Genomic DNA, 21,818 nt, shown 5'->3' with positions numbered 1-21,818 from the left:
GAACGTTTCCTGAAGCGCGTTTTGGATCGATTCGGACCGCCATCACGCTTCCAGTATCATCACCGGCTGTCAACCGCTTCGGAGAAGCCCCGATGTCCCTGCGTGTGTCCCTGCTGATCCCCCTGCTGCTGTGCGCGCCGCTTGCGTATGCGCAGGACGCCTCCGAACTGGCGGCGATGTCTTCGCCGTGGAGCGGCAGCGGCGGCGAGCTCGGCTTCGCCTCGGCACGCGGCAACAGCAGCACCGAGAGCTTCAACGGTCGCCTGCGCCTGCGCTACACCGACGGCGACTGGGTGCACAGCATGGACCTGTTCGGCCTGCGCTCCAGCTCCAAGGTGACCGAGACCAACGACGACGGCACCACCACCCGCCGCAACAACACCACCGCCAACCGCTACACCGGCAGTGCCGGCAGCGCGCTGCAGCTGGGCGAGCACCGCCAGCTGACCGCGACGGTACGTACCGAGCGTGACGACTTCGCCACCTACGACCGCCAGAGCTCGTTCGGCCTGGGTTACGGCACCCGCCTGTGGAACACCGAGCGTTTCTCGTTCGACGCGCAGATCGGCCCCGGTGTGCGCCGCACCCACAGCACCGAAGACGACCGCACCCGCACCGGCATGATTGGTCGTGGCCTGTTCGACCTGAAGTACTCGCTGACCGACAACACCGACCTGGTCAACACCCTCCTGGTCGAATCGGGTTCGTACAACACCTTCGGCCAGAACGACTTCGGCGTCTCGGTCAGCATGAACGAGCACCTGGCGCTGAAGGCCGGCTGGCAGGCGCGTTACAACAGTGACGTGGCCGAAGACAAGCGCAAGACCGATACGCTGACCACGATGAACGTGGTCTACAAATTCAAATAAGAAACGGGCGCCAAAGGCGCCCGTTCTTCTTTCGGTAGTGCCGGCCGCTGGCCGGCAACTTCATTCAATCGGGGCACGAGGTTGCCGGCCAGCGGCCGGCACTACCTGCGATGCCTCAGACGTTCAGCAGTTCGCCGGCACCGGCATCCAGCAGCATCTTCGCCACGCGCTGGCCCAGTGCTTCCGGGTCACTGGCCGGGCCGATCGCCTCGGCGCGCACCGCGCGGCCATCACTGGCACTGCCGACCAGCCCCTGCAGGTGCAGATCCTGCCCCTGCCACTGCGCGATCGCCGCTACCGGCACGTGGCAGCTGCCATGCAGCGCACGGTTCATCGCCCGCTCGGCCTCGACGCAGGCACGGGTAGCCGCGTCATCCAGGCCGGCGAACAGCGCCATCAAGCGCGCATTGCTGCCATCACATTCCACCGCAACCGCGCCCTGTGCCGGTGCCGGCAGCCACTGCGGCGGTTGCAGGCGGGCGACGATGCGCTCGCCCAGCCCCAGCCGCTCCAGCCCGGCCACCGCAAGCACGATGGCGTCGTAGCCGCCGTTGTCGAGCTTGGCCAGGCGGGTGTTGACGTTGCCGCGCAGGTCCAGCAGCTGCAGGTCCGGTCGCAGCGCGCGCAGCTGCGCCTGCCGACGCAGCGACGATGTGCCGACGCGCGCACCGATCGGCAGCGCATCCAGCGAGGCATACAAGTTGGAAACAAAGCCATCGGCCGGATCGTGGCGAGTCAGCATCGCCGGCAGCGCGAACGGCGCATCCAGTTCCATCGGCACATCCTTCAACGAGTGCACCGCGCAGTCGGCCTCGCCACGCAGCATGGCCAGTTCCAGTTCCTTGAGGAACAGGCCCTTGCCACCGATGGCCGCCAGCGAGCGGTCAAGCACTTCATCGCCGCGGGTGCTCATCGGCACCAGTTCCACGTGCAGATCGGGATGTGCCTGGCGCAGGCGGTCGGCGACGTGTTCGCTCTGCCAGAGGGCGAGCGGGCTCTTGCGGGTGGCGATGCGGACGGTTTCCATCCGGTCATTATCGCGCCTATCGGCGGGATACGGCCAACGGCGGAGCCCCTCGTGGCTGGTGTGGTCGTGCAAGCAACAGCTGTGCTTGGCCGGGCGGGGTGGGTGCGCGGGGGACGCCGTAAACCCATCCTTGGGGGCTTGGCCGCGGCATCCATGCCGCGGACACCCCCGCGCACCCACCCCGCCCGGCCTCTGACAGTTTCCGTGTGCGTCAGCCACGGAAGATCAAAAGAAAAAAGAAAGAGCAGAAGCAGAAGCAACAGCCGGCGGCGTCCGGGGTCAGATCCGTTTTCCGCAGGAAAAGGGATCTGACCCCTCTTTCCCCGCCCGATAACAACAATGCCTTTGCCGTCCGACGCTGAAATCTGTCGAAGGCGGAACGGTGTGGGCATGCAGGGGTGTGAGCCGCATGGATGCGGCGACCAAGCCCCCATGGATGGGTTCACGGCGTCCCCTGCATGTCCACACCGTTGCGCCATACGCGCAGCAATACAGAGCCGACCAACCCGCTGTTGCTGTTGCTGTTGCTGTTGATTTCGAAGCAGTCGCGGCCGCAGGCCGCGCGGAAAACCTACAGATGCCGCAGTTCCTGCTTCAGTGTCGCCACGCAGCGGCGGCTGACTTCCAGCGGTTGCTTGCCATGCCGCAGCACCGCCTGCACCTGCCCACCCGTGCCACGGCGCAGCTCGACCAGTTCGTGGCGCGCCACCAGGCAGTTGCGATGGATGCGGATGAAGCGGCTGGCGAACTCTTCTTCCAGCGACTTCAACGACTCCTCGATCAGATCCTCGCCGCGCGCGTGGTGCACCACCACGTACTTCTCTTCGGCCTGCAGGTAATGGATGTCGTCCAGCGGAATCAGGCGCAGGCTGCCGCGCAGGCGCGCGCACAACATGCTGCGGGCCTGCTGCCCGCGGTGGTCCTGCGGCTGGCCGTCACGGCCGGCCAGGAACGTGCGTGCACGTGCGATCGCTGCCGCCAACCGCTCGGCACGTACCGGCTTCATCAGGTAATCAATCGCGGCCGCCTCGAACGCCGACAGCGCATGCGCGTCGTAGGCGGTGCAGAACACCACCGCCGGACGCGGCTCGAAGCTGGCCAGGTGGCGGGCGGCTTCCAGGCCATCCAGTCCGGGCATCGCGATATCCAGCAGGACCAGGTCAGGTTGTAGTTCCGCGCACGCGTGCAGGGCCTGCTCGCCGTTGCCGGCCTCGGCCACTACATCCACGCCTTCCTGCGCTGCCAGCAAGCTGCGCAGCCGCTCGCGTGCCAGCGGTTCGTCATCGGCGATGACTACCCTCACGATCGTCCCCTCACTGGATCGGCACTGTCACCTGGCAGGCATAGTAGCCCTCGCTCCAGCCGGCCGTCATCCGCGCGGTGCTGCCGAAGCGCCAGGCCAGGCGATGGCCGATGTTGTGCTGGGCATGACCCGCGCCCCGCGCCAGGGCCAGCCCCGGGGCCTGCGGATCGGGCGCCGGATTGCGTACGCGGATCTGCAGCTCATTGCCCTCGCGGACGAGCTGCAGTTCGATGGTGCCGCCCCCGGGCAGGCGCGAGATGCCGTGCAGCACGGCATTCTCCACCAGTGGCTGCAGTACCAGCCTCGGCAATGGCAGGTCCCATGGCAGCGGTTCGTCGCGCTGCCAGCGCACCTGCAGGCGTTCGCCCAGGCGCAGCGATTCGATCGACAGGTAGCGCTCGGCCAGCTCGCATTCGTCGCGCAGGGTGGAATCGCCCTCGCCCGCACCCAAGGCTGCGCGGAACAGATCGGACAGGTCGAGCACCGCGCGCTCGGCCACTGCCGGGTCGCGATGCAGCAGGCTGGCGATCAGGTTCATGCTGTTGAACAGGAAATGCGGGCGGATCCGTGCCTGCAGCGCATCGGCCTGCGCGCGCGCGTTGGCCTGCACCTGTGCGGCCCAGCGATCACTCACATAGAAGTAGCGCAGGGCCAGTGCGGTGATAAGTGCGGTGGTTGCGGCACTGCCGAGGGTGAAGCGCCAGAAGCTGATGCCGCTGGCGAAGTTGTCCCCCAGCACCGCATACAGGGCGTGGACGATGCCGGCGCAGACCACCGCGATCAGCGCCGCCAACGCAATCGCCGCGGCCGCGCCCAGCATCTGCGGCAGCTTCGACAGCGCTTGCCGCAGCAGGCACAGGCTGGCGGTCACCGCCAGCGCCAGCCACAGCGCAAAGCCACTGGCCGACAGCAGTTCGCCAAAGGTCCAGTGGCGGCTGCCGTCGGGCGCCAGGGCCAGCACCACCACGACCAGCTCGGCCAGGCCGAGCATCGCCGCCAGCCGTGGCAGGCGGCACAGTTCCGGCATCCACGGCGGTGTGCTGGCCGGGGGCATGGCTCAGGCGACGCCCAGGCGTTCCTGCAGCCAGTCACCCAGCGCCTGGATCTCTTCAGCGCAGACCTGGTGGGCCATCGGGTAGCTATGCCATTCCACCGCCAGGCCCAGCGACTGCAGTGCCTGCGCGCTGTGCGCGGCCACTGCCTGCGGAATCACCGGATCGGCGCTGCCGTGGGCCATGAACACCGGCACCTGCACTGCACCTTCAATACGCTTGGCCGCCTCGGCTTCGGGCAGGTAGGTGGACAGCGCGATCAGGCCGGCCAGCGGCGCGGTACGCGACAGCGCGGCGGTGAGGATGATGGCACCGCCCTGCGAGAAACCGGCCAGGAAGATCTTTTCCGGCGCGATGCCGCGTTCGATCTCACGGGCGATCAGCGCATCCAGCTGCAGTACCGATTCCTGCACGCCGGTCATGTCGGCACGCGAACGGAAGTCCATGCCAACGATGTCATACCAACCGCGCATCGGCACGCCGTTGTTGATCGTGATCGGCCGCACCGGTGCATGCGGGAACACGAAACGTAGCGCCGGCCAGTGTGGGCGTACCAGTTCCGGCACGATCGGCGCGAAGTCATGGCCATCGGCACCAAGGCCGTGCAGCCAGATCACCGACCACTGCGGCGAAGCGCCGGTTTCCTGTTCCACCGTTTGCAGCATGATGCGGCTCCTTCAAGTTCGAGCCGCATTATGCCGCTGGCACAGGGGAATCAGTACAGCGGCGGTTGCTCGGCCGCTTCCCGGCGCAGCTGGGCGGCGCGCACCAGTACCGGTGGCGGGATGTTCTCCTCGGGGATATCGAGCAGGCCAAGGCGATGCAGGAAGGCGCCCGGGCCCCGCGAGGACGTAAGTGCCACCACCGGAATGGCCAGCACCATGCCGATCACCACCGGTGCCATCCACGCCGCCAGCGACGGCGACACCGCCCACGCCAGCACGCCCATGAAGGCGCCGAACACGCCCAGGCCACCGTAACCGCGGATCAGCGCCATCCAGGAAATGCCGCCGTCGTCGCGCTGCTGGGCGTCCCAGCCCGAATCGCGGCCGGACAGCACTTCGGCCACGCCACGCGACTGCACGTACATCACCACCGGCGCCATCAGTGCGGCCAGCACGGTCTCCACCAGCATCGACACGAATGCGCGGATCGCGCCGCCGCAGCCGCGACGGTCGACCGGGTCCAGCAGCATCGCCAGGTACCCCAGGACCTTGGGCATCAGCAGCACCGCCATGGTCGCAGCGAACAGGCGTACCACCTGTTCCTCGTCCTGGGCGCGCCAGTACACGCTGGGCGACAGGTGCAGCAGGGCGTTGAAGTCGATGCCCTCCTGGAACAACGGGATGGCGATGCCGATCAGCATCAGCATCGCCCACATCGGCGCGGTGAAGTAATGGCCGATGCCGATCAGCATGTGCACGCGGCTGATCCAATGCAGGCCGCGGCTGCCCACCACCTTGCCGTGCTGCAGGTTGCCCTGGCACCAGCGGCGGTCGCGCACCAGCATGTCGGTCAGGGTCGGCGGACCTTCCTCATAGCTGCCGCCCAGGTACGGCACCATGTGCGCGGCCCAGCCACCCCGACGCATCAGCGCCGCTTCGACGAAGTCGTGGCTGAGCACATGGCCCCCGAACGGCTTGCGGCCCGGCAGCGCCGGCAGGCCGGCCTGATCGGCGAAGGCGCGCGTGCGGATGATCGCGTTGTGGCCCCAGTAGTTGCTCTCGGCACCGTGCCACCAGGCCACGCCGCGGGCGATCACCGGACCGTACACGCGGCCACCGAACTGCTGCATGCGGGCAAACAGGGTGCGGCCGCCGATCACCGAGGGCAGGGTCTGGATCAGGCCAACGTCGGCGTTGTGTTCCATGCCGGCAACCAGGCGCACGATGCTGTCACCGGTCATCAGGCTGTCGGCATCCAGGATCAGCATCTGCGGGTAGGCTCCGCCGAAGCGGCGCACCCAGTCGGCGATGTTGCCGGCCTTGCGCGCGCCGTTGTCACCGCGGCGGCGGTAGAACAGCCGTCGTTGGCCGTCGGGCACGCGCTCGCGCAGCTCGGCGAATACTTGCTCCTCGGCCCGTGCAATGTCTTCGCGGCGGGTATCGCTGAGCACGAAGAAGTCGAAACGTTCCAGCTGCCCGGTGGCGGCCACCGATTCGTAGATCGCCTGCAGGCCGGCCAGCAGCCGTCGCGGGTCTTCGTTGTAGGTCGGCATCAGCAGCGCGGTGCGGCTGTGCACGGTCGGCAGCGGTTTGTCCGGGTCGATGCCGAGGCGGTAGCCACGGTCGAACACCGCGGTCAGGAAGCCGGCCACGGCGCTGGCAAAGGACAGTGCGATCCACGCGAACAGCCCCACGAACAGCACCAGCAGGCAGGCCTCGAGCACACTGATGCCATTGGCCGACAGCACCCGCCACATCATCCGGGTGGCGATGGCGGTCATGGCGAAGGTGCCGCCGAAGATGTACAGCCGACGCAGGCCGATCATGCGCGGCGATGTGCGATGCCTGCGGACCTTCAGCTGGCCGTCGCGAAGGGTCTGCTCGGGCATCTGCAGTGGCGATTCAGCAGGCAGCAGCGCCCAGCCGGCGTCAAGCCGGGGCGTATCCGCTTCCGCGTGGATGGTTTGCCCCCCCATCGCCGCCTACTCCGCGCAGTCGGCACGGCCGGCCATCCCGGCCGGGCTGCATGCACGAAGGTTCCCGGCGCGCCTTCCCGGCGCCCGCACTTGTCCTGGCTGTGCCGGCCTGTGGCCGCACAGTCGATGTCTGTCACTACCGGAACCCACACGATCTCCAACGGGGCGGAATCGAAAATGCGGCGCCAGTCTAGGGCGCTGGATGTAAGCCGCGCGCGAAGGTCTACGCCGGGATTTACCCCCATTCAGCAAACAGCAGGCGATCTCCGGGCGGGCCAGGTGGATGTCGCTTCATCGCCCCAGGTACTGGATCGTAACAAACGCGAACGGTTATCATTTCATTAACCAGGCAGGTCACCGTCTTCGTGCGGCCGAGACCCACCCAGCTGCGCCGGTTCGAGCCGCGCGCCCAACGACCCATGGAAGGGGCTGCCTGCTGACTGCTTGCGCCTGTTGCTTCCACCGGGTCTCCCTCCTCCGATGGAAGCCGTCATGTCCCTGTCGTCCCACCTCCGTAGTGCGCGCCTGCCGCGCACCCGCCTGGCCACCGCCCTGTCTGCCGCCTGCCTGCTTGCCCTCCCCGGCCTGGCCGCCGCCGAAGCCAGTGCCGATGCCTCCACCAAGGACCTGGATACCGTGGTGGTCACCGCCTCGGGCAACCAGCAATGGATCAAGGATGCCCCGGCCAGCATCAGCGTGATCAGCCGCGAGGACATCGCGCGCCAGCCGGTGCATGACCTGGCCACCCTGCTCAGCCGCGTTCCGGGCGTGACAGGCGGCCTCAGCGCCGTTGGCGAGCAGTCCAAGATCAAGCTGCGCGGCATGCCGTCCAACTACACGCTGGTGCTGGTGGACGGCAAGCGCATGGGCAGTTCGGCCTCGACCAACTATCGACCCGACCTTGGCCGCCAGGATCTGAACTGGATCTCGCCCGACCAGATCGAGCGCATCGAAGTGGTCCGCGGGCCGATGTCGTCGCTGTACGGCTCCGACGCCATGGGCGGCGTGATCAACATCATCACCCGCCGCATCGGCGACGAATGGAACGGCAGCGCCACCCACAGCTACACCCGCCCCGGTGACGGCAAGCGCGGTGACACCCAGCAGATCGGCGCGACCTTCTCCGGCCCGCTCGGCGAACGTTTCGGCCTGCGCATCGGTGCCAACAGCATGCGCCGCGATTCGGACCAGTCCAACGGCGGCGTCTACGGCAATGCCTATGCCGGCGAGAAGGACCGCAACGTCGACGCACTGCTGCAATGGAAGCTCAGCGATGCGCAGGAACTGTCGCTGGAAGCCGGCCATGGCGTGCAGCAGGCCTTCATCGATGCCTCGCTGGAAAAGCAGGACGAAGGCGCCTGGGGTGCCAGTGAACTCAAGCGCAGTTCGCTGGCGCTCAACCACGATGGAAAGTGGAGCTTCGGCAACTCGAAGATCAGCGCGTACTGGACCGAGTACAAGAATGACATCGGCGCCACCGGCCGCTCCGAGGCTACCGATACGATCATCGAGGGCAGCCTGACCACGCCGTTCACCCTGGGTGTTGAACACCAGTTCGCCGTGGGTGGCCAGTGGAAGCGCCAGCAACTGACCAACACCGACACCATCGGCCGCGCGCCGATCGACTACGCAGGCAACGCGGTCAACGGCTCCGACCTGCAGGTGGATACCTGGGCGCTGTTCGTCGAGGACGAGCTGAAGCTGCACCGCACGCTGGCCCTGACCCTGGGCGCGCGCCTGGACCACCATGAGAAGTTCGGCGGCCACGTCAGCCCGCGTGCGTACCTGGTCTGGCATCCGGCCGAACAGTGGACGGTCCGCGGTGGCGTCTCCAAGGGCTTCCGTGCGCCCAGCCTGACCGAGAACTCGCCCAGCGCTGCCACCCAGTCCGGCGGCCGTGGCTGCACCTCGCTGATCCCGCTGGGCTATACCCGTGGCGGCTGCTACATGGCCGGCAATCCGGACCTGGATCCGGAAACCAGCACCAACCGCGAGATCGGCATCAGCTTCGACAACGACCTGGTCGATGCCGGCCTGACCTATTTCCATACCGACTTCAGGAACAAGATCGAATACGCACCGCTGGGCAAGTTCAACGGCATCTGGTGGACGCGCATGAGCAACGTGCAGCGCGCGCGTACCAGCGGCATGGAAGGCAACCTGAACTTCCGCTTCGGCGAGCACTGGCGCTGGCGCACCTCGGCGACCTGGATGAAGGAAGCCAAGAACCTGACCACCGGCAGGAACCTGATCGATACCCCGGAGTTCTCGGGCTACTCGTCGCTGGACTGGACGCCCAACACGACGTTCTCCAGCAGCCTGTCGGCGCAGTACACCGGCAAGCAGACCGGCACGGCGACGACCTTCCTCAAGGCCTACACCCTGTATGACCTGACCGCCGCCTGGAACGTCAACGAGGTACTGACCCTGCGTGGTGGCGTCAGCAACCTGGCCGACAAGAAGCTGTACGCGGAAGGCTCCACCGACTACTTCGTGGCCGGGCGCAGTTACTTCCTGAGCATGACCGCGCGCTTCTGACCGGCGACGCGCGCCGCGATCGCGCTGGCGGCTGGCCAGCGCGATCGGCGGTGTTGCGGGTTACTCGCTTTCCAGCGCGGCCGGTGCCGCGTTCTGCGTGGCCGCCGTGCGCGCACGGTCCATTGCCACCGCCAGTTGCTGGCGTGCGAGCAGTTGTTGTGCCTGCACCACTTCAGGTGTCGGCAGGAGCACCGGTCCCGGTGCGTTTTCCGGTGTAGCAGGTGTGGTCATGCAACCTCCATGGACATCCCGCCGCTGCCCGGAATCAGCTGGGGCGGCGGCGGAACTGCGCACCCTATCCTAAAAACAAGGCGGATGGGTGACGGTGCGGCGCCCCGCCGCAGACCTGCACATGCTGGGCGCGTCACATTTTTGACGGTTGAGGGTAGTTTCCTGAACCGGCGGCCTCGTATCATGTAATCGTTTTCCTACAAGGACGTAATCGTCAATGAACGCAGTCGACCTCACCCGCTTCAGCCCGAAGTGGCAGTTCCGCTTCAACTTCTTCCAGCAGCACGGTGCTCCCAAGGAGCCGGGATTCAAACACGCCTGGAAGGCGCTGTCCTTCGGCGACCGCCTGAAGATCAACATCAACTTCTTCGCGTTCTTCTTCGGCTTCATCTACCTGCTCATCCTGGGGATGTGGCGCAAGGCGCTGGTGGTGATCGGCATCGGCATCGTGCTGGGCATCGTCTCCCTGTTCCTGCCGGATGTCGTTGCGCGTCCACTGTTCATTGCCATGAACTTCCTGGTCGCCGCCAGCACCAACTACAGCTACTACCTGGAGCAGGTGAAGGGCAAAGCCAGCTGGAACCCCTTCGAAGGCATGTTCTGAACGATTGCGATTGCCGGACCCGGTTCCGGCGTGCCAGCAAGCTGAAACAAGGACGCCCGGCTTTTGCCGGGCGTCTTCATTTGTGCCAGCCGCGGCTCAGGCCGCGTAGCGTGCCGCGGCTACCGGCTCGGCCTGCAGCCGGAAGCGCGATACCGCCACCGCCAGCTGCTCGGCCTGTTCTTCCATCGCCCGCGCTGCGGCGCTGGCTTCCTCCACCAGCGCAGCGTTCTGCTGGGTGGTCTCGTCCATCTGCACCACGGTCTGGTTGACCTGCTCGATGCCCGCCGACTGCTCGCGCGACGCCGCCGAGATCTCGGCCATGATCTCGTTGACCCGGCCGACCTGGCCAACGATCTCCTGCATGGTGCGTCCAGCGCCGTGTACCAGCTGCGCTCCAGCACCGACCTGTGCCACCGATGCGTCGATCAGCCCCTTGATCTCCTTGGCAGCACCCGCCGAACGCTGGGCCAGCGCGCGCACTTCACTGGCGACCACAGCGAAGCCACGGCCCTGCTCACCGGCGCGTGCTGCCTCCACTGCCGCGTTCAGTGCCAGGATGTTGGTCTGGAAGGCGATGCCATCGATCACCGAAATGATCTCGGCAATGCGCTGCGAGGAGGCCTCGATCTGCTCCATGGTCTGCACCACCTGGCTGACCACCTGGCCACCTTCACTGGCGACACCTGCAGCGGAGCCCGCCAGGGTATTGGCCTGCAGCGCGTGGTCGGCGTTCTGACGCACGGTGGAGGTCAGTTCTTCCATCGAAGCGGCGGTTTCTTCCAGATTCGCGGCCTGCTGCTCGGTGCGGCGTGACAGGTCACTGTTGCCTGCGGCAATCTCACCGGCGGCCAGGCGGATGCTGGCGGCCGACTGCTGGATCTGGCCAACGATCCGGGTCAGCTGCTGCACGGTGCTGTTGGCATCGTCGCGCATCACCGCGAACACCCCATGGAAGTCACCCTGCATGCGCGCGCTCAGATCGCCGGCGGCGATCGCGCGCAGCAGCGTCGACAGCTCGGCCAGGTTGTGGTCGCTGACCTCCATCATGGTATTGAGGGTTTCGACCATGCGGCGGAAATCGTGGTCGAAGCGCAGGGCGTCGCCACGCACCGCGAAGTCACCGGCAGCGGCTGCAGCAGCCAGCTGCTGGATCTGATCGTTGATCGCCGCCAGATTGCTCTTGGTGGTGGCCATCGCGGCGCTGAACACTGCCTTCTCGCCCGGCAATGCTTCCATGTCCACGCTGAGGTCCCCCACTGCGTAGCGCTGCATCACCTCGACCAGGCGCTGGGTGACCGCATTGCTGGAGGCCACCAGCTGGTTGCTGTCGGCCACCATGCGGCCGTACTCGCCGGGGAATACAGTGGCGTCCATGCGGTAGCTGAGCTCGCCGGCATCGTGGCGACGCGCCATTTCGGACTGCGCGGCCATCACCGACTGCAGCTGGCCGCGCATGCCCTGCATCGCCTCCAGCAGGCGCCCCACTTCGTCATTGCTGCGCGTCGGCAGCGCACTGTCCAGCTTGCCCGCGGCGACATCGCCGGCTACGCGCACCGCTTCGGCCAGCGGCCGGATCGCCAGGCGGCGCAGCAGCACGTAGACACCCGCACTGAGGGTCAAGGCGGCCACCACACCGACCAGCAAGGTCAGCCACAGCAGCTGGCGCGCCTCTGCCACGATCACCGCATGCGGCATCACCACGCCCAGTGCGAAGCGCTGCGGGGCATCGCCCACGCGCAGCGGTACGTACACACGCACGTTGCCGGCCGCATCCGGGGTGAAGGCTTCGAAGCGGCGGTCGGCGGCGATGTCGGCCAGCATGCTGCGGGTCAGTGCATCGCTGCGCGGCTTGCCGATTTCAGCGGGATTGGCCGAAGCCAGCACCACGCCATTGGGCGAGAGCAGCTCGACGCGGCCGGCGCCCATCGGCTTCAGCGTGGCCAGGTGCTTCTGCAGCGCGGCCAGCGAGAAGTCGACGGTAAACACGCCGAGGAACGTACCGTTTTCGACGATCGGCGTACTCAGCGTGCTCATCAGCACCTGCTGGCCGCCGATGTCATAGGCGTAGGGCTCGCTCACCTTCGCCAGCTTGTCGCGGCTGGGTACCATGTACCAGTCGCCGGAGCCGCTGGCGGTCTCGGTGTAGTCGGTCATCGTCGACTGCTGCGGCGTGCCATCGTGCCAGGCCCAGTAGCTCATGTAGCGACCTGTGGCATCGTGCGCCTCGGTGTTGACGAACTCGGCATCCTTGCCATCGAAGGCATCAGCTTCCCACATGGTGCTCTTGCCCAGCCATTCCGGATGGGTACGCAGCTGTTCGCCGAGCACCGCCGCCAGGCTGGCGCGATCGGGCACGTCGCCACGGGCACGCTGGGCCAGCACGCTTTCAACCATGGCATCGTTGCTGGCGAAAGCCGTGCCGAGGTCGGCCGCGACCTGGCGTGCCTCGGCGGTGGCTTCGCTGGCCATGGTCTGGCGCGAGGCATTGACCAGGCTGGCGCTGGCCTGGCGATAGATCAGGAACGCGGTCAGGCCGAAGCACAGCAGCGCGATCACGGCGGTGCCGAGCATCAGCTTGTGGGCGATGCTGCCCGGGCGGCGGGCGGCGACGGAGCGGGAAGAAGGCATGGAAGGATCCGCAAGGCAGTTCAGGACGACCGGCACCGCGAGGGCACCGCGCAGGCGCGCGATCCATCGCGCAGGCCACCGGTCGCCGGGCCGGGCCCAGCACAGGAAGCGCACCGGGTTAGCGGCCGCCCGCCAACGAGGTTGAGGCGGCCGTCCTGCACATTGCTGAACGTACTCAGGGTCGGGTCAGGAACCCGCCCTGCTGCCGCCCTATTCGGCCACGCGGTCCTTGATCCATTCCGCCCGCGGCAGCACTTCGATGCTGCCAGCCGCGTACTGCTGCAAGACATCGTCCGGGCCGAAGCGCGGCTGCCACCCCAACGCCCGCCGCATACGGGCACTGTCGTAGACGCGATCGATGCTCAGCGGCAACGGCCAACGGCGGCGTTCGAACTCGGCCAGCAGCTGTGGCGCGCGCCGGGCCAGCACGTTGCGCGGCTGGGTGGCCAGCTCCAGGCAGTCCTCGCGCCGGAACGGGGTTGGTGCACAGGCGAGATAGCGGGCGAAGGCAGCGCCTTCATCCAGCAGCAGCGCGGCGTGCGCGCTGGCCACGTCGCGTGCGTCGATGCCACGGTGCAGGCGGAACATCGCCATGCGCTCGGGCGGTTCCGGGAAGCAACGGCCCATGCGCAGCACGCGCACACTGAAATCCGGCGCGGTTGCAGCTTCGGCCAGGGCCTCTGCCTGCAGCTTGGTGCGATGGTAGATGGTGCGCGGCAGGGGCTCGGTGTCCTCGTCGATCCAGCGGCAGCCGCCGGCCACCACCGCGTGACCGTACAGGGCGGTGGTGCTGGTCAGCACGAAGCGCCGTGCACCGGCCTCGCGCGCGGCCTGCAGCAGGTGTGCGGTGGCGTCCACGTTGATCTGCTGGAACACCGCATCCGGCACCAGCCCGACGTGCGGGGCATGCAGCGCCGCGGTATGGATGACCGCGTCGACACCCTGCACCGCCCGCGTGACCGCTTGACGATCGGTGACATCGGCAATGATGCGCGTAGTGGCGAACGGACTGCGATCCAGCCCCATCACTTCATGGGCCGCCGCCAACGCGCCGAAGATCGCGCGCCCGATCCGCCCGGAACTGCCGGTCAACAGAATCTTCATTGAGTCCATTCACTCGAAGCGCCCGGGAACTACCGGGATGCATCGATTCTAGGCACGCTGCATGTCGTCTGCGATAGGGCATGGTTGCAATTGTGCGTTCATCTTGACGACGCCGGCATGGCCAACAACTGACGGGCGACGAACAGTGGATCGTCACCACCGGCGACGTCGGGCCTGACACCGGTGCGCTCCCAGTTGCCACCGGTGCGGAGATTGATCGGTTGCCGGTCCGGAATGCTGATCTGATAGCCATCCGGCAGCAGCACAGGATCATCGAACATATGTGCGGCACCGCCACTGCGGCTGCCAACGATGCGCGCGCGACCCAGCGCCTGCAACGAAAAGGCGACATATTCGGCAGCCGAGCCGGTGCGGCGGTCGATCAGTACCACCAGCGGCTTCAGGTACGCCGGCAGGCTCGCCGGTGGCAACGGCACCGGGGTACGTCGGCCACGCTGCTCCAGTGCCTGCACCTGGGTGATGTTCGCATCCAGCAAGGTACGCACCAGCAGGTCGGCGCTGCCGTCATCACCGCCGCCGTTCTGGCGCAGATCCAGCACCAGCCCATCGGTGTCGGCCAGCAGGGTGAAGGCAGCAGACAGCTTCGGCCTGGCCAGGTCGAGCGGATAGAAAGTGCTCAGCCGCAGGTAACCGATATTGCCCTCCAGCACCTTTACCTCGCGCACGCCTGCACCGTTGCTGCGGGCGTCGGCGCGCCAGGCCATCAGCCAATCGTCCTGTCCGGCGCTGGCATCCACCCGCTCGACGTGGAAATGGCCATCGAATACGTCCAGGTCCTGGTTCAGGCGCAAGCTGAAGGCCTTCGGATCCGCACACGCATCGGCGTAGCGCTGTTCGTTCGACCAACCACGCAGGGCATCGGCGATGCGGGCACCTTCCGCCGCGTCCAGGTACTGCGCCTGTATGGCCGTGGCCGCCGCCTGCAGCACCGCCTCCTGTGCAGGGCAGGAGGCTGCCAGCAGCGCGCCAAGCATCCACGAAACCGCCATGCCCCACCCCGCATTGATGATATGTAAGTGCTTATATATCATCACGACCATGGATCTCCAACATGCCACCCTGGGCACCCTGCTACGTGCTCTTCTTGATCAGCTCGACCCGGCCGTCGAGCAGGCCTATCGCGATCTGCAACTGGACTACCGGCCGCGTTACACGCCGGTGCTGCGCACGCTGATGGCGCAGGGGCCCTGCCGTATCAAGGACCTGGCGCTGGCCTGCGGGCTCAGCCATTCGGCGCTCAGCCAGACGGTTTCAGCGATGGTGCGCGACGGCTGGCTGCACACCGCCGTCGGCGAAGACAGTCGCGAGCGCATCCTGCAACTGAGCCCGCATGCACTGCAGTCGCTGCCGGCGCTGCAGGCGCAGTGGCAGGCGACGGCGCGCGCGGCACGCAGCCTGGACGTCGATCTCGGGCAGTCGTTGGAGCAGGTGCTGCGCGACACGCTGCAAGCGCTTGAGCAGCGACCCTTCGCGCAGCGACTGCGCGATGGGCGCGTGCGCTGACGCCCTTACTGCTCCGCCGCCATCTCGATTTCACTGAGGAAGGTCCAGCTGCCATTGGCCACGCGTAGCTCCAGTGTGCGGCACTGCGCGGCCAGCGGCGCCACGTTGCCCAGCACGTATTCCTCTTCGGTTGAAGCGCTCAGCCCGGCCTGGGTGAAGGGCGCTGACAGCGCGCCGATCTTTACGGCAGGCGTGCCCGGCTCGGCACACATCACTTCCACAGAGGTGGGAGTGAGAATGCCCCAGGCGGGGCGTGTCATCGTGTGCAGGCCAATCCAGTCCACCTGCCGGCGCTGGCCGAGATCGATGGTGACGGCGACGTTGCCATGCACGCCCACCCAGCCGGCATCCATCGGGTTGCGCGGATCGCCCACCCGGCGGTCGAACAGCTCGTGGCCTGTGCCGTCGGGATAGTTCGCATCCGGCGCCACGCCGTAGCTGTAGGTGGTCTGCACCGGATCAACGATGTATGAGGCACCCAGGCCATACAACCCGCGGTAGGTGTTCATCATCCGTGGCGCTTCGACATGGCCCTGGCCAGGGCCGACCACCTCGGACATGTGGTACTGGTTGAGCCAGGCAACGCGTTTGCCAGCCGAACGTGCACTCCACAACTGCTGGTTGATGCGCTGTACCGAGGCCGGCCGGTAGGCGCCGGACAGCCCGTTGCCGGTATCCATGAACAACGGGCTGCCATGGTTGAACAGTTCGATGTCGGCCCACAGGCCGTCAGCACCCAGCGTTGCCGACAGCGCCTGGAAATACTCCTCGGTGGAATGTCCCGGGCGGTCCCACTGGAACAACCTGGCATGCGAGGCCGCGCCGATGCCATCCTGCCAGATCTGCACGTCCACGCCGGTGGCCGTGCGGAACGCCGCTGCAGCGTTGGCCACACTGGCCGGATCGACGCTGGATGACGCCAGGTAGGGCGCGACCATCACCGGCCGCGAAGGCGTGCTGCCTTTGAGCGCCGTCACGATCGCACGATAGAAGGGCGCACGATCAGCCGACGCCTGTGCCGGCTCATCGGTGATGTACCAGCCCGCAAAGGCCGGATGCGAACCGTACTGCTGGCCGAGCTGGGCCAACGCCTGCGCTGCATCCTGCGCCACCGCCGTCGCGTTCCGGCCCTGCCAGAAGGCGCCGCATTGTCCCGAACTGTAGGTGGTGCCGACCACGACCTTCATGCCGCGCGCCGCCGCAGCATCAAGCACCGTGCCAAGCTTGCCGGGGAAACCGGCGATCCATTCGAAGTCCTGCACGCCGCTGGCGCATCCCACGCCAGCGCGCGTGGCACGGGTCTGGCCGAGGATGATCGTATCGTTGCCCAGGTCCTGCAGCTCGTCCAGGAACAGCGGCAACTGCGCAGCGGGCAGTTGCTCATCGTTGGCCGAATAGCCAACGTGGACGAAGCTGCCGGTCAATAGGCTGCTGGCGGCGTGGGCCGGCGCGGCACATGCCAGCACCACGATCAATCCAATCCTGTTCATTTTCTACGTCCCTGTCGAGGCCGGGTGAGTGGCGTCGTCGCCCGTCCTAGCAACATCGGCCGGCACCACGCCGCGATCACCGGTACGGCTGCGCAATCGCCCACTTCCGCTGCACCCGCGGCAGAGCACACTCGAACCCATTTCAAGCGGTTGATTCATTCATCTGCGTGATCGAGCCTGCGCGCACCTTCCCCTTGGAGTTCTTCTCATGCGCACGCCACCGGCACCACTAAGCCTGGACGAACGCAATCGCCGCTGGGCCCTGGCCCGCGACCTCATGGCCAGTGAGCAGCTCGATGCACTGGTCGTGCATGGCGATCGGGAGGCTGCCGCCCCGGCTGGCTTTTCCCCGGACTGCTATTTCACCAACGATCGCCCGGGCTCGATCGTGGTATTCGTCGGCGACGAGCCGCCACGGGTATTCACCTTCGCCTCGTTGATGATCGCCGACCACCTCCAGGCCGGCCTGCGCGGCGACCTGCAATGGATCGCACCCGAGCAACTCTGGGTAGGGAAATCCGGTCAGGAAGTCGGCCGCTGGCTGCAGCAGTGCGGCCTGTACTCGGCGCGCATCGGCGTGCTGGGGCTGGAGCCCTATCCGCCGTTCTACTTCGACGGTGCGATGCCCGCACGCACCCTGCAGGGCATGCAGGCGGCGGTACCGGGCGCGGAATTCGTACCGGTGTTTCGGGCGTTCTTCCAGCGTGCCTCGGTGAAGAGCCAGGAGGAACTGGCGCTGATCGCGCACGCCGCCTGGATCGGTGAATCGATGAGCGAGGCGCTGCGTGCCACTGCTCGCCCTGGTGTTTCCGAAGCCGAACTGGTTGCCGCAGTAACCGCCACCTGTTTCTCGTTGGGGGGCTATACCGCCGAAGTGCTGCTCGGCTCGGGTCCAGAGTATGTAGGCTGGGGGCCACCCGCCTGGCAGTACCGTGCGCAGCCGCCGCGCGTCCTGCGCGATGGTGATCTGGTGTTGTCGGAGATCTTCGCCCTGTACGGGCTGATGGAAACCCAGCACCAGGCTGCGGTTGCGATCGGCGAGGTGCACGACGACATCCATCGCGCCGCCACCGTTGCCCGCAGCAGCTACGAGGCAGGCCTGTCCGCACTGCGCGTGGGCAATACCTTCGGCGATGTCGTCGACGCGATGGAAGCCCCCCTGCTGGAGGCCCGTGGCTGGCATGTGCACCCGCTGGTCCACAGCCTCAACCCCTATGGACCGGTTGGCTTCGGCCGTGCACCGGGCATCGAAGCGCTGCCGGAGGCCACGCGATATGCGCATATCGCGCCGCTGCCGACCGTCGGGCGCGAACTGCCCCTGCAGGCCGGCATGTGCTTCGCCTTCGAACCAAACTGCGCGTTCGGCCGGCACATGGCCAACATCGGCGGTACGGTCATCGTCGGCGAGAACGCCGGCGTAGCCCTCAACGAAAACTCCACCTGGTTGATGCGGGCCGATGCCTGAGTTCATCGCCCACCTGCAGACACCGGCGCGACAGCGGGCAGCCGAGACGCGCAGCGAGCAGACCCGAGCCCGACTGCTGCAGGCCGGGCTTCAGCTGTTCAGCGCGTTCGGCGTGGAGGGCGTGCGCACTCGCCAGCTGGTGGACATAGCGGGCTGCAGCCAATCAGCCATTCCCTACCACTTCGGCGGCAAGCTGGAACTGTATGCCGCCGTGCTCAAGCGCGCCGCACAGGCCATCGCCGAACAGCTGCCTTTGCCCAGCGTGCCACCCTCCAGTCCACGCCAGGCCGCACAGCAGTTGCAGCGGCTGATGCGGGCATTCGTGCACGCGCTGCTGGCTGCATCCGATGCAGGCCCACGGACCCTGTTGCTGGCCCGGGAGCAGATCCAGCCGACGGCTGCATTCGCCAGCGCCCACCGTGAGCTGTTCGGGCCGCTGCATGGCGCGTTGGCCGAGTGCGTGGCCCGTCTGCGAGGCACCGATGCATCCAGCACTGAGACGCTGCTGCGCACCCACGCCCTGCTCGGTCAGGCAATCGTCTTCGCTGTCTCGCACGGCGCCCTGCAGACACGGCTTGGAGCAACAGCAGCGGCAGCCGAAGTTGAGACGATCGCAGCCATCGTCGGCGGCATGGCCTTGGCGGCAGCACGCGCGGCGCCAGCCTGAATGGGCATCACCGTCAACCGGATGCGCAGGCCAGGTGAAAGCGACCCTGAAGATGGCGACCTGGACTTAGCGTGCCATGGCCAACGATGGTCGCCGTCGTCGAACGCGGCGACACCCACGCAACGGGAGATTTCACATGGCTGACCAGCAACGCGGCACCTCCAATCGGGGTTTCGCCTCGATGGACCAGGGCAAGCAGCGCGAGATCGCTGCCAAGGGTGGACGCGCTGCGCATGCGTCCGGCAACGCACATGAGTTCAGTCCTGCTGAAGCGCGCGTCGCGGGTCGCAAAGGCGGCGAAGCGATCAGCCGTGATCGACAGCACATGGCTGCGATCGGTCGCGAAGGCGGGCATGCGCGCCACGCCAATACGCGGCAGCAGCAGGGCCAGTCCACGACCCTGGCGGACGACCCGAAGCGCCAGCAGGGATGAGTAGCCCGTAGTCAGTCCCGCAACCGCTGCCGCTGCAGGCCGATGGCCGCCAGCAGAGCCATTGCGCCCGCCACGGCCATCGCCCAGCCAAAGCCACTGGCCATCGCGCTGCGGTACCAGGCCAGCATCTGCGGTGTGGACACCATCGAGGTGTGCCGCAGAACCAGCGCGCGCGCCTGCTCGGCCACGCCTGACTGCCCGGCAACCTGTGCGGAGCTGGCGAACTGTTGCACCGCACGCATGCTCATCAGGCTGCCCAGCAAGGCGATACCCAGACTCATGCCAGCCTGGCGCAATGCGTTCATCGTGGCCGAGGCACTACCCGCGCGCTCGGGGGGTACGCTGGCCATGACCGCCATGCCGGTGGCCGGCACCGCCAGGCCCATTCCAACGCCAAGCAGCATCAGCAGTGCATTGGCGTGCCAGCGCGACGTATCCGGTTCGAACGTGGTCATCGCCAACAGCGACACCCCGGTCAGGGCATAGCCCAACACCAGTGCGGTCGGCAGGCCGATATGGGTAACCAGCCGGCCGAACAGCAGCGACAGCGCGCCCATCAACAGGAACTGCGGGACCAGCTGCGTTCCCGCCAGTGCCACACCATGGCCCTGTGCCTGCTGGAAGAACAGCGACAGGAAGAAGAGGCTGGCATAGGCGGTGAAGCCCAGCACGAACGAAGCCAGGTTGAGCATGCCGAAGCGGCGGCTGGCAAACAGGTCCAGGGGCAGCAGTGGTCGTGCCACCACGCGTTCGACGATGCCGAACAGGATCAACCCGGCGGCTGCGACGCCCAACGCCAGCAGCGTCAACGGGGCCAGCAGACCATGCTCGCCGATCGCGATCAGGCCGTAGCTCAGCGCACCCAGTGCGACGATGCTGAGCAGCTGCCCGGCAGGATCCAGCGCGGCATGCTCTGGATGCAGGCGTTCGGCAATACCCCAGGCACCGAGTATGAGCGCCAGCAGGCCCAACGGCAGGTTGATCAGGAAGATGCTCGGCCAACCGGCACGCTGTACCAGCACCCCGCCCAGCAGCGGTCCAAGCACCAGGGCCAGGGCACTGAACGCCGACCAGCCGCCGATCGCACGTGCACGCTGGCGCGGATCAGGAAACGCATGACTGAGGATCGGCATCGCGCTGGGAATCAACAGCGCACCAGCGACGCCCTGCACCGCGCGCCCGGCCACCAGCATCGACAGGTTGCCGGCACAGGCGCAGAGCAACGAGCCGAGAGTGAAGGTCGCCACGCTGAGCAGCCACATCCGCCGATGGCCATAGCGGTCCCCGAGCGGACCGGCCGACAGCATCAGCGCTGACAGCGCGATCGCATAGGCATTGATCACCCACTGCAGGCCGGCCATGTCGGTCCGCAGTGCCTGCTGCAGGGCCGGCAGGGCGACGTTGACGATGCTGATGTCCAGCGAGGCGAGGAACGTGCCGAGATAAGCCGCCAGCACCAGGGCCGGCCGTTGGAAGCGATGCATGAACGGATCCCGCGGAGGACATGCGCGCATCGTAGCCACTGACTGACCGTCGGTCAATGACTGACGGTCAGTCGTCTGCACAGGGCAGCTAGAATGGTGGCCGCCGCACCCGGACCACGCCCACCATGCAGACCCCAGCTGTCGCCAGGCCCCGCACCAAGCCCGCCGAAACCCGCCAGGAAGAACTGATGGACGCCGCACAGGCGCTGTTCCTGTCGCAGGGCGTGGAAGCGACCACCATCAGCGACATCGTCGCTGCCGCCGACGTGGCCAAGGGCACCTTCTATACCTACTTCGCCTCGCGCACCGAAATCCTGCAGGCGCTGGCGCAGCGCTATACGCGGCAGTTCATGGATGGGGTGGATCTCGCCGTGCAGCAGCAGCCCGCCCATGATGGCGTGGCACGCCTGCGCGCCTGGATCCGCGCCAACATCGAGCTCTACGTGCGTACCCATGCGCTGCACGACGTGGTGTTCGCCAACCACCACCATCACCAGCGCGGCAATGCCGAACGCAATGCGATCCAGAAGCAGCTGCGGGAGATCCTCGAGGCGGGCATCGCCGCCGGCCTGTGGCAGTTGCCGGCACCGCAGGTCACCGCATCGTTGATCTATGCTGGCGTACACGGCGCCACCGACGACCTGATCGCGGCACCGGCCCAGGATGCAGACGCCTTCATCGCGGCGGTGGTGGCCGATTGCCTCCGCATGGTCGGCATCTCGCCCGCCTCGGCGCGTGGTGGCAAACGCCGCTGAGAG

At 66.9% G+C, this 21,818-nt stretch carries 19 protein-coding genes; 8 read left to right on the top strand and 11 right to left on the bottom strand.

The window, feature by feature from the left end:
• Positions 1–92 precede the first annotated feature (92 nt).
• The gene (locus DI041_RS05620; protein ID WP_046987542.1) at positions 93–869 is read left to right on the top strand and encodes a DUF481 domain-containing protein; all 777 of its coding nucleotides are present in this window, start codon (positions 93–95) and stop codon (positions 867–869) included.
• A gap of 115 nt (positions 870–984) precedes the next feature.
• Here DI041_RS05620 and hemC read toward each other — a convergent pair whose 3' ends face one another.
• The 5 genes from hemC to mdoH all read right to left on the bottom strand — a co-directional run bounded on the left by hemC (position 985) and on the right by mdoH (position 6,892).
• Positions 985–1,896, bottom strand: coding sequence for a hydroxymethylbilane synthase (gene hemC, locus DI041_RS05615; RefSeq protein ID WP_136639056.1), 912 nt, complete (start codon positions 1,894–1,896; stop codon positions 985–987).
• A 571-nt stretch (positions 1,897–2,467) separates the two neighbouring features.
• Positions 2,468–3,199 (bottom strand): LytR/AlgR family response regulator transcription factor, encoded by a 732-nt coding sequence (locus DI041_RS05610; RefSeq protein ID WP_046984806.1) that lies wholly within the window; start codon positions 3,197–3,199, stop codon positions 2,468–2,470.
• A gap of 10 nt (positions 3,200–3,209) precedes the next feature.
• Positions 3,210–4,253 (bottom strand): sensor histidine kinase, encoded by a 1,044-nt coding sequence (locus DI041_RS05605; RefSeq protein ID WP_211195189.1) that lies wholly within the window; start codon positions 4,251–4,253, stop codon positions 3,210–3,212.
• A gap of 3 nt (positions 4,254–4,256) precedes the next feature.
• Positions 4,257–4,916 (bottom strand): alpha/beta hydrolase, encoded by a 660-nt coding sequence (locus DI041_RS05600; protein ID WP_136638499.1) that lies wholly within the window; start codon positions 4,914–4,916, stop codon positions 4,257–4,259.
• 50 nt (positions 4,917–4,966) lie between these two features.
• Entirely contained in the window at positions 4,967–6,892 is a 1,926-nt protein-coding gene (mdoH, locus tag DI041_RS05595) for a glucans biosynthesis glucosyltransferase MdoH (protein WP_046984804.1), read from the bottom strand.
• A gap of 492 nt (positions 6,893–7,384) precedes the next feature.
• Here mdoH and DI041_RS05585 point away from each other — a divergent pair, with 492 nt between their 5' ends.
• Complete coding sequence (locus DI041_RS05585; RefSeq protein WP_136638500.1) at positions 7,385–9,430, top strand: TonB-dependent receptor domain-containing protein; 2,046 nt, start codon at positions 7,385–7,387, stop codon at positions 9,428–9,430.
• A gap of 60 nt (positions 9,431–9,490) precedes the next feature.
• On the opposite strand, the gene DI041_RS21210 is transcribed toward DI041_RS05585, so the two are convergent.
• Positions 9,491–9,661: a hypothetical protein gene (locus DI041_RS21210; protein WP_169050326.1), complete on the bottom strand. Its 171-nt coding sequence runs from the start codon at positions 9,659–9,661 to the stop codon at positions 9,491–9,493.
• 217 nt (positions 9,662–9,878) lie between these two features.
• Here DI041_RS21210 and DI041_RS05580 point away from each other — a divergent pair, with 217 nt between their 5' ends.
• A complete protein-coding gene (locus tag DI041_RS05580) occupies positions 9,879–10,265 on the top strand; it encodes a DUF2628 domain-containing protein (RefSeq protein WP_046984802.1) in 387 nt (128 codons plus the stop codon).
• 96 nt (positions 10,266–10,361) lie between these two features.
• Here DI041_RS05580 and DI041_RS21515 read toward each other — a convergent pair whose 3' ends face one another.
• The 3 genes from DI041_RS21515 to DI041_RS05565 all read right to left on the bottom strand — a co-directional run bounded on the left by DI041_RS21515 (position 10,362) and on the right by DI041_RS05565 (position 15,007).
• Positions 10,362–12,893, bottom strand: a complete 2,532-nt coding sequence (locus DI041_RS21515; protein WP_136638501.1) for a methyl-accepting chemotaxis protein — start codon at positions 12,891–12,893, stop codon at positions 10,362–10,364.
• Positions 12,894–13,103: 210 nt separating this feature from the next.
• On the bottom strand, positions 13,104–13,997 hold the full coding sequence (locus DI041_RS05570) for an NAD-dependent epimerase/dehydratase family protein (protein WP_136638502.1): 894 nt from the start codon (positions 13,995–13,997) through the stop codon (positions 13,104–13,106).
• 98 nt (positions 13,998–14,095) lie between these two features.
• Positions 14,096–15,007, bottom strand: a complete 912-nt coding sequence (locus DI041_RS05565) for a S41 family peptidase (RefSeq protein WP_136638503.1) — start codon at positions 15,005–15,007, stop codon at positions 14,096–14,098.
• Between the two features lie 49 nt (positions 15,008–15,056).
• Between DI041_RS05565 and DI041_RS05560 the strand changes: the two genes are divergently transcribed.
• Positions 15,057–15,521: a MarR family winged helix-turn-helix transcriptional regulator gene (locus DI041_RS05560; protein ID WP_046984799.1), complete on the top strand. Its 465-nt coding sequence runs from the start codon at positions 15,057–15,059 to the stop codon at positions 15,519–15,521.
• 5 nt (positions 15,522–15,526) lie between these two features.
• On the opposite strand, the gene DI041_RS05555 is transcribed toward DI041_RS05560, so the two are convergent.
• Positions 15,527–17,011, bottom strand: coding sequence for a DUF4434 domain-containing protein (locus tag DI041_RS05555; protein WP_136638504.1), 1,485 nt, complete (start codon positions 17,009–17,011; stop codon positions 15,527–15,529).
• A gap of 208 nt (positions 17,012–17,219) precedes the next feature.
• Between DI041_RS05555 and DI041_RS05550 the strand changes: the two genes are divergently transcribed.
• From DI041_RS05550 to DI041_RS05540, 3 genes are all read left to right on the top strand, one after another.
• A complete protein-coding gene (locus DI041_RS05550) occupies positions 17,220–18,476 on the top strand; it encodes a M24 family metallopeptidase (protein ID WP_136638505.1) in 1,257 nt (418 codons plus the stop codon).
• Positions 18,469–19,143 carry a CerR family C-terminal domain-containing protein gene (locus DI041_RS05545; RefSeq protein WP_136638506.1) on the top strand — a complete coding sequence of 225 codons (675 nt, stop codon included), beginning with the start codon at positions 18,469–18,471 and terminating at the stop codon, positions 19,141–19,143. The genes DI041_RS05550 and DI041_RS05545 overlap by 8 nt, the downstream gene beginning before the upstream one ends.
• A 136-nt stretch (positions 19,144–19,279) precedes the next feature.
• Complete coding sequence (locus DI041_RS05540; protein ID WP_136638507.1) at positions 19,280–19,576, top strand: KGG domain-containing protein; 297 nt, start codon at positions 19,280–19,282, stop codon at positions 19,574–19,576.
• A gap of 11 nt (positions 19,577–19,587) precedes the next feature.
• Here DI041_RS05540 and DI041_RS05535 read toward each other — a convergent pair whose 3' ends face one another.
• A complete protein-coding gene (locus tag DI041_RS05535; protein WP_136638508.1) occupies positions 19,588–21,060 on the bottom strand; it encodes an MFS transporter in 1,473 nt (490 codons plus the stop codon).
• 125 nt (positions 21,061–21,185) lie between these two features.
• On the opposite strand from DI041_RS05535, the gene DI041_RS05530 reads away from it, so the two are divergent.
• Complete coding sequence (locus tag DI041_RS05530; protein WP_136638509.1) at positions 21,186–21,815, top strand: TetR/AcrR family transcriptional regulator; 630 nt, start codon at positions 21,186–21,188, stop codon at positions 21,813–21,815.
• Positions 21,816–21,818 lie beyond the last annotated feature (3 nt).

The sequence above is a fragment of the Stenotrophomonas maltophilia genome (assembly GCF_004920835.1).
GTDB lineage: Bacteria > Pseudomonadota > Gammaproteobacteria > Xanthomonadales > Xanthomonadaceae > Stenotrophomonas > Stenotrophomonas maltophilia_AQ.
The sequence above is the reverse complement of the archived record's forward strand: the minus strand, read 5'-3'. Positions and strand labels throughout refer to the sequence as shown.

Bases quoted from the DNA above. Each gene is read 5' to 3' on its own strand.
- DI041_RS05620 (WP_046987542.1), top strand. From the start codon at position 93: ATGTCCCTGCGTGTGTCCCTGCTGATCCCCCTGCTGCTGTGCGCGCCG.
- hemC (WP_136639056.1), bottom strand. From the start codon at position 1,896: ATGGAAACCGTCCGCATCGCCACCCGCAAGAGCCCGCTCGCCCTCTGG.
- DI041_RS05605 (WP_211195189.1), bottom strand. From the start codon at position 4,253: ATGCCCCCGGCCAGCACACCGCCGTGGATGCCGGAACTGTGCCGCCTG.
- DI041_RS05600 (WP_136638499.1), bottom strand. From the start codon at position 4,916: ATGCTGCAAACGGTGGAACAGGAAACCGGCGCTTCGCCGCAGTGGTCG.
- mdoH (WP_046984804.1), bottom strand. From the start codon at position 6,892: ATGGGGGGGCAAACCATCCACGCGGAAGCGGATACGCCCCGGCTTGAC.
- DI041_RS05585 (WP_136638500.1), top strand. From the start codon at position 7,385: ATGTCCCTGTCGTCCCACCTCCGTAGTGCGCGCCTGCCGCGCACCCGC.
- DI041_RS21210 (WP_169050326.1), bottom strand. From the start codon at position 9,661: ATGACCACACCTGCTACACCGGAAAACGCACCGGGACCGGTGCTCCTG.
- DI041_RS05580 (WP_046984802.1), top strand. From the start codon at position 9,879: ATGAACGCAGTCGACCTCACCCGCTTCAGCCCGAAGTGGCAGTTCCGC.
- DI041_RS21515 (WP_136638501.1), bottom strand. From the start codon at position 12,893: ATGCCTTCTTCCCGCTCCGTCGCCGCCCGCCGCCCGGGCAGCATCGCC.
- DI041_RS05570 (WP_136638502.1), bottom strand. From the start codon at position 13,997: ATGAAGATTCTGTTGACCGGCAGTTCCGGGCGGATCGGGCGCGCGATC.
- DI041_RS05565 (WP_136638503.1), bottom strand. From the start codon at position 15,007: ATGGCGGTTTCGTGGATGCTTGGCGCGCTGCTGGCAGCCTCCTGCCCT.
- DI041_RS05560 (WP_046984799.1), top strand. From the start codon at position 15,057: ATGGATCTCCAACATGCCACCCTGGGCACCCTGCTACGTGCTCTTCTT.
- DI041_RS05555 (WP_136638504.1), bottom strand. From the start codon at position 17,011: ATGAACAGGATTGGATTGATCGTGGTGCTGGCATGTGCCGCGCCGGCC.
- DI041_RS05550 (WP_136638505.1), top strand. From the start codon at position 17,220: ATGCGCACGCCACCGGCACCACTAAGCCTGGACGAACGCAATCGCCGC.
- DI041_RS05545 (WP_136638506.1), top strand. From the start codon at position 18,469: ATGCCTGAGTTCATCGCCCACCTGCAGACACCGGCGCGACAGCGGGCA.
- DI041_RS05540 (WP_136638507.1), top strand. From the start codon at position 19,280: ATGGCTGACCAGCAACGCGGCACCTCCAATCGGGGTTTCGCCTCGATG.
- DI041_RS05535 (WP_136638508.1), bottom strand. From the start codon at position 21,060: ATGCATCGCTTCCAACGGCCGGCCCTGGTGCTGGCGGCTTATCTCGGC.
- DI041_RS05530 (WP_136638509.1), top strand. From the start codon at position 21,186: ATGCAGACCCCAGCTGTCGCCAGGCCCCGCACCAAGCCCGCCGAAACC.